The organism is Mesorhizobium sp. (assembly GCF_041661565.1).
GTDB lineage: Bacteria > Pseudomonadota > Alphaproteobacteria > Rhizobiales > Rhizobiaceae > Mesorhizobium.
This window is the reverse complement of sequence record NZ_JBAZUD010000214.1, coordinates 1-5649: the sequence shown is the minus strand read 5'-3', so window position 1 is coordinate 5649 and position 5649 is coordinate 1. Positions and strand designations below refer to the sequence as shown.

4 protein-coding genes are annotated in these 5649 nt (G+C 63.7%); 2 read left to right on the top strand and 2 right to left on the bottom strand.

Features of this window, described 5'->3' with window-relative positions:
* A partial coding sequence (locus tag WC739_RS24175; protein ID WP_372955516.1) for an aminotransferase class I/II-fold pyridoxal phosphate-dependent enzyme occupies positions 1 to 351 on the top strand: 351 nt, incomplete at its 5' end.
* Positions 352 to 422: 71 nt separating this feature from the next.
* Here WC739_RS24175 and WC739_RS24170 read toward each other — a convergent pair.
* Both WC739_RS24170 and mscL read right to left on the bottom strand, forming a co-directional pair.
* On the bottom strand, positions 423 to 1589 hold the full coding sequence (locus WC739_RS24170) for a pyridoxal phosphate-dependent aminotransferase (protein ID WP_372955515.1): 1167 nt from the start codon (positions 1587 to 1589) through the stop codon (positions 423 to 425).
* A 104-nt stretch (positions 1590 to 1693) separates the two neighbouring features.
* Positions 1694 to 2116, bottom strand: coding sequence for a large conductance mechanosensitive channel protein MscL (mscL, locus tag WC739_RS24165; RefSeq protein ID WP_372955514.1), 423 nt, complete (start codon positions 2114 to 2116; stop codon positions 1694 to 1696).
* A gap of 249 nt (positions 2117 to 2365) precedes the next feature.
* On the opposite strand from mscL, the gene WC739_RS24160 reads away from it, so the two are divergent.
* Positions 2366 to 5649 (top strand): PAS-domain containing protein (locus WC739_RS24160; RefSeq protein WP_372955513.1); only part of this gene is annotated, 3284 nt, incomplete at its 3' end.

Below are 5649 nucleotides of genomic sequence, written 5' to 3'. Positions count from 1 at the left end.
CGGACCAAGCAGATTCTCTCCGCCGCCGGCCTGCCGGTGATGGAGTCGCCGACCCATATCGTGCCGCTGCTGGTCGGAGACCCCGAACTCTGCAAGATGGCGAGCGACCGCCTGCTCGGCGTACACGGCATCTACATCCAGCCGATCAACTATCCGACCGTGCCACGCGGCACCGAACGGCTGCGCATCACGCCGACGCCGTTCCATACCGATGCTCTGATCGCGGGACTGCAGGACGCGCTGGTCGAAACCTGGGACGCGCTGGGCATCCCCTATGGTTCCGCCGGTCGGCCCTCGGTGGCCAAGAGCGACCGCGTCATCCCCCTGCTGGTGCCCACGTCGGGCGGCTGAAGCCGGTTCGAAATAGCACCTAACGAGCAGACTGCTTGCCGGGGCGCTTATCGCCCCGACCTGTCAGCGCATCAGACAGTCTTCATCCATTTGGCCAGCCTGTGCGCGGCGTCCTCGATCTGGTCGAGGCGGCGATGGAAGCAGAGCCTGAGGAAGCCTTCTCCACCTGGGCCAAAAGCCGTACCTGGAGCCAGCCCGACATTGGCCTTGTCGACGATGTCGAAGGCGGCGGCACGCGAATCGGTAATGCCGTCGACCTGGAAAAAAAGGTAGAATGCACCCTGCGGCACGGTGAAACGGGCGCGGCCGGTGTCGCCCAGGATGCCGCAGATCAGATCGCGCGCGGCCCGCGCCCGCTCCACCTGTTCGGCAATGAAGGCATCGCCCTCGTCGAGCGCGGCGATCGCACCACGCTGCATGAACTGAGCAACGCCTGAGGTCGAATACTGGATCAGGTTCTCGAACACCTGCTGCAGGTCGGGATGGGTCTTGATCCAGCCGACGCGCCAGCCGGTCATCGCCCAGTTCTTGGAAAAGCTGTTGACGTAGAGGATGCGATCTTCCGCGGTGGCAATGTCGAGGAAGGATGGCGCGCGACCATGGCCATAGTGGAACAGGGAATAGATCTCGTCGGCGATGATCCAGATATTTTTCGCCCGGGCGAGATCGAGAATCGCCCGCAAGGTCTCGTGATCGGCGGTCCAGCCGGTCGGGTTCGAAGGCGTGTTGATGAACAGCGCCTTGGTTCGCGGCGTTATCGCCGCCGCGATCTTCGCGACATCGCAGGACCAGCCATTGCCCGAATTGTCGAGCGTGACCGGCACCGGGACGGCGCCCGCAATCGCCGCGGCGGCATCGAAATTCGGCCATGCCGGCGACAGATAGATCACCTCGTCCCCGACGCCGGCAAGCGCGTCGAGCGCCAGTTGGATCGCGTGCATGCCCGATCCGGTGACGATGAATTGCTCCTCGGCGAAGGTCTTGCCGAAATGCCTGGCATAATAGCGGCCAAGCGCCTGACGGAGATCGGGAATGCCCTTCTGCCAGGTGTAGAACGTCTCGCCATTGGCGAGCCCCCGAGCCGCGGCCTCGCCGATAAAGGCGGGCGTGGGCAGGTCGCCCTCACCGGCCCAGAGCGGGATCATGCCTTCGCGCAGGCGGCCGTAATTGATGACGGCGACAATGCCGCTTTCGGGCGCGGCACGGGCTTCCGCGCGCAAGCTATCGATCAAGGTCATAAGCGTGTCCGTCCTGGTCTCTTCAGCGCTCCTTAGCAGATGCCAAAGCAGAAAACCCCGGCCGTGAACGACCGGGGTTTTGGTCCAGCAATGCAGCTAGGCAATCAACGCCTGGCGAGCAGGTCGCGAATTTCCGTCAGCAGCGCGATGTCGGCGGGCGGCGGAGCCGCCGGCGCCGCCGGCTTCTCACGCTCCAACCGCTTGCGCAGATTGTTCACCGCCTTGACCATCAGGAAGATGATGAAGGCGAGGATGAGGAAGTTCAGCGCCACGGTAACGAAACTGCCATACGCGAAAACAGCGCCTTGCTTCTTGGCCTCCGCCAACGAGGTGGCGTTGACGGAGGAGGAAAGCCCGATGAAATAGTTGTTGAAGTCGAGCCCGCCGAAGATCGCTCCAACGATCGGCATGATGATGTCACCAACCAGCGAAGTGACGATCGTGCTGAAGGCGCCGCCGATGATGACGCCGACAGCAAGGTCCATCACATTGCCCTTGGAAATGAATTCCTGGAATTCCTTCAGCATTCGACCCTCCTTGTCATGACCAGCCGCACTATCGTCCCGTCCTAGCGGCATCGAGCAGCCCACCATAACAAAACCCTGAGGTTGCAACATGGGCAAAAAGGAGAAAACAAAACGCTTTCTCCGTGCCCCCGGCATGTTGGGAAGAGCCCCGCCTCCTTGCGCCGAAAGCCGTGATGGACTCGTGCGTCAAGCTGTGGTTGCGTCTGCGCAAGCCGGGTTGGAATTCGGCACAGGAAGGATCTTGCCGGCGTGCAGGGCTTGTTCATCGTCATCATCGCGATTGCCTATGTGACGCTGCTGTTCGCCATCGCCAGCCTGGGCGACCGCCGCGCGGCGAGATCGGGGGCCGGGCGGGCCCGGCCGTTCATCTACGCACTCAGCCTTGCCATCTACTGCACCTCCTGGACCTTCTTCGGCTCGGTCGGCCTGTCTTCCGAGCGCGGCCTCGAATTCCTCGGCATCTACACCGGTCCGGTGCTGGTGTTCGTGTTCGGCTTTCCGCTGCTCAACCGCATCGTGCGGCTGGCCAAGACTGAGAAGATCACCTCGATCGCCGACTTCCTCGGCGCGCGCTACGGCAAGAGTTTTACCGTCTCCGCGATCGCCACGCTGATCGCCACCATCGGCGCGGTGCCCTATATCGCGCTGCAGCTGAAGGCGATCTCGGGTTCGGTCAGCCTGATGGTGGAGCACTACACCGGGTCACCGCCCTCCTTCGACCCGTTCGTCAGCGACATCTCGCTGGTCGTCGCCATGCTGCTGGCGCTGTTCGCCGTGCTGTTCGGCACCCGCCATGCCGACGCGACCGAGCACCAGGACGGGCTGGTGCTGGCGGTGGCGGTCGAGACCGTGGTCAAGCTCGCCGCCTTCCTGGCGATTGGGCTGATGGTCACCTTCCTGATCTTCGGCGGTCCTGGGGACATGTTCGAAAAGCTCGCCCTGAACGCTCAGGTGCGGCAGGCGATGAGCTACAACACCTCGCTGGCCACCTGGCTGGTGCTGACCACCTTGAGCGGCTTTGCCATCATCATGCTGCCGCGGCAATTCTACGTCACCATCGTCGAGAACCGCGGCGAGGCCGAATTGCGCACCGCGACATGGGTGTTTCCTCTCTATCTGGTGGCCATCAACCTGTTCGTGCTGCCGATTGCGTTTGCCGGCCTGGCGTTGGTCGGCAGCGGAACCAGCAGCGATCTCTATGTGCTGTCGCTACCCTTGTTCAGCGGCCATGACGTGCTGGCGATGGCGGCCTTCATCGGCGGCCTGTCGGCGGCGACGGCCATGGTGATCGTCGAAAGCGTGGCACTGTCGATCATGATCTCCAACGACCTGGTGATCCCGCTGTTTGTCCGCCGCCTGCTCAAGACGACGCCGACGGAGACCGAGGACTGGTCGACGCTGATCCTCAATGTGCGGCGCGGGGCGATCTTCACCCTCCTGTTCATCGCCTTCCTCTATTACCGCGAGAGCACCAACAGCGCGCGCCTGTCGTCGATCGGCTTGATGTCCTTCGCCGCCATCGCCCAGTTCGCACCGGCGCTGATCGGCGGGTTGATCTGGCGCGGCGCGAACGGAAGGGGCGCCGCGCTCGGCATGGTCGCCGGCATCCTCGTGTGGGGTTACACATTGCTGTTTCCCTCGCTTGCCGCACCCGATACCGGCGTCATCGTGCACGGCCTGTTCGGCTTCGAGGCCTTACGGCCGCAAGCGCTGTTCGGCACTGTCGCCGAACCGCTGAACCACGGCGTCTTGTGGAGTCTTTCAATCAATGCGGTGTTCTTCGTGCTCGGCTCGCTGTCGCGCGCTTCAGTGCCACTGGAACGCATCCAGGCATCGATCTTCGTGCCGCGTGACGCCGGGCCGATGCCGAGCCTGCGCCGCTTCCGCACCGCCATCACCGTCAACGACCTCAAGGACACGATCGGGCGGTATCTCGGCGTCGAGCGAACCGAGCGCTCCTTCCAGACGTTCGAGAGGACCAACGGCACCTCGCTGCACGGCAACGAGCAGGCGAGCATGGACGTCATCCGCTTTTCCGAGCAGTTGCTGGCCAGCGCCGTCGGCTCCTCCTCGGCGCGGCTGATCCTGTCGCTGCTGTTCCGGCGCCATGACCGCGAATCCCGTGACGCCTTCCGCCTGCTCGACGACGCCACCGAGGCGCTGCAGCACAATCGCGACCTCTTGCAGATCGCGCTCGACCAGATGGAGCAAGGCATCACCGTCTTCGACCGGGATTTCCGGCTCATCTGCTGGAACCGCCAGTACCGGGCGCTGTTCGACCTGCCCGACGAGATGGGCCAGGTTGGGGTCTCACTCGACCGCATCCTGCGCCATCTGGCCGAGCGCGGCGACATTCCGGCGGAGCAGCGTGTGGCGATGCTCAACCGTCTGACGAGCTTCGTCAGCCCTTGGCAGATGGAGCTGAAGACCAGCGGCCGCATCCTCGAACTGCGCTCCAATCCGATGCCGGACGGCGGCATCGTCGCCACCTATGCCGACATTTCGGGGCGCGTCGAACAGGATCTGGCGCTGAAGCGGGCCAATGAATCGCTCGAACAGCGCGTCAAGACCCGGACCATCGAACTGACCCGCGTCAACGAGGAGCTGACCCGGGTCAATGAGGAGCTGGCGCAGGCGCAGATGCTGGCCGAGGAGGCCAATCTCGGCAAGACGCGCTTCCTCGCTGCCGCCGGGCACGACATCCTGCAGCCGCTGAACGCCGCCCGGCTCTATTGCTCGTCGCTGATCGAGAAGGCCGGCAAGGGTCCCGCCGGCAAGGCCGCGGTCAACATCGAATCCTCGCTGGAATCGGTCGAAACCATTCTCGGCGCCGTGCTCGACATCTCCCGCCTCGATGCCGGCGCGATGAAGCCGGAGGACACCGCCTTCAACCTTGACGGATTGCTGCGCCAGATCGGCAATGATTTTCAGCCGCTCGCCGCCGAAAAGAAGCTCGCGCTGACCATCATGCCGTCGTCGCTGACCGTGATGACGGATCGCAATCTGTTGCGACGCCTGATCCAGAATCTCGTCTCCAACGCCATCAAGTACACGCGCCACGGCCGCGTGCTGGTCGGGGTGAGGCGGCGTGGCGAACTGGCCGAAATCCAGGTTATCGACACGGGCATCGGCATCGCCGGCGACAAGCTGAACACGGTTTTCCGCGAGTTCACCCGTCTGGAAGAAGGTGTTCGCGAGGCCGAAGGCCTCGGCCTTGGCCTCTCCATCGTTGATCGCATCGCCCGTGTGTTGCGCCTCGAAATCCGGATCTTTTCAAATCCGGGCAAGGGCACGCGTTTTTCCGTCATACTGCCCGTAGCGCAAGTGCGGGAGACGCGGCGCGAGATCGAGACCAGGCCCGCTGCCCGTGCGACAGCGTCGCTGTCCAGGCTGCGCGTGCTCTGCATCGACAATGATGCGCGCATCCTGGATGGCATGCGGCTGCTGCTCGAAGGCTGGGGCTGTGATGTCGATACGATCTCCGGCTCGAGAGACCTTGAGAGCGACACCATACGCCGGCCCGACATTATCCT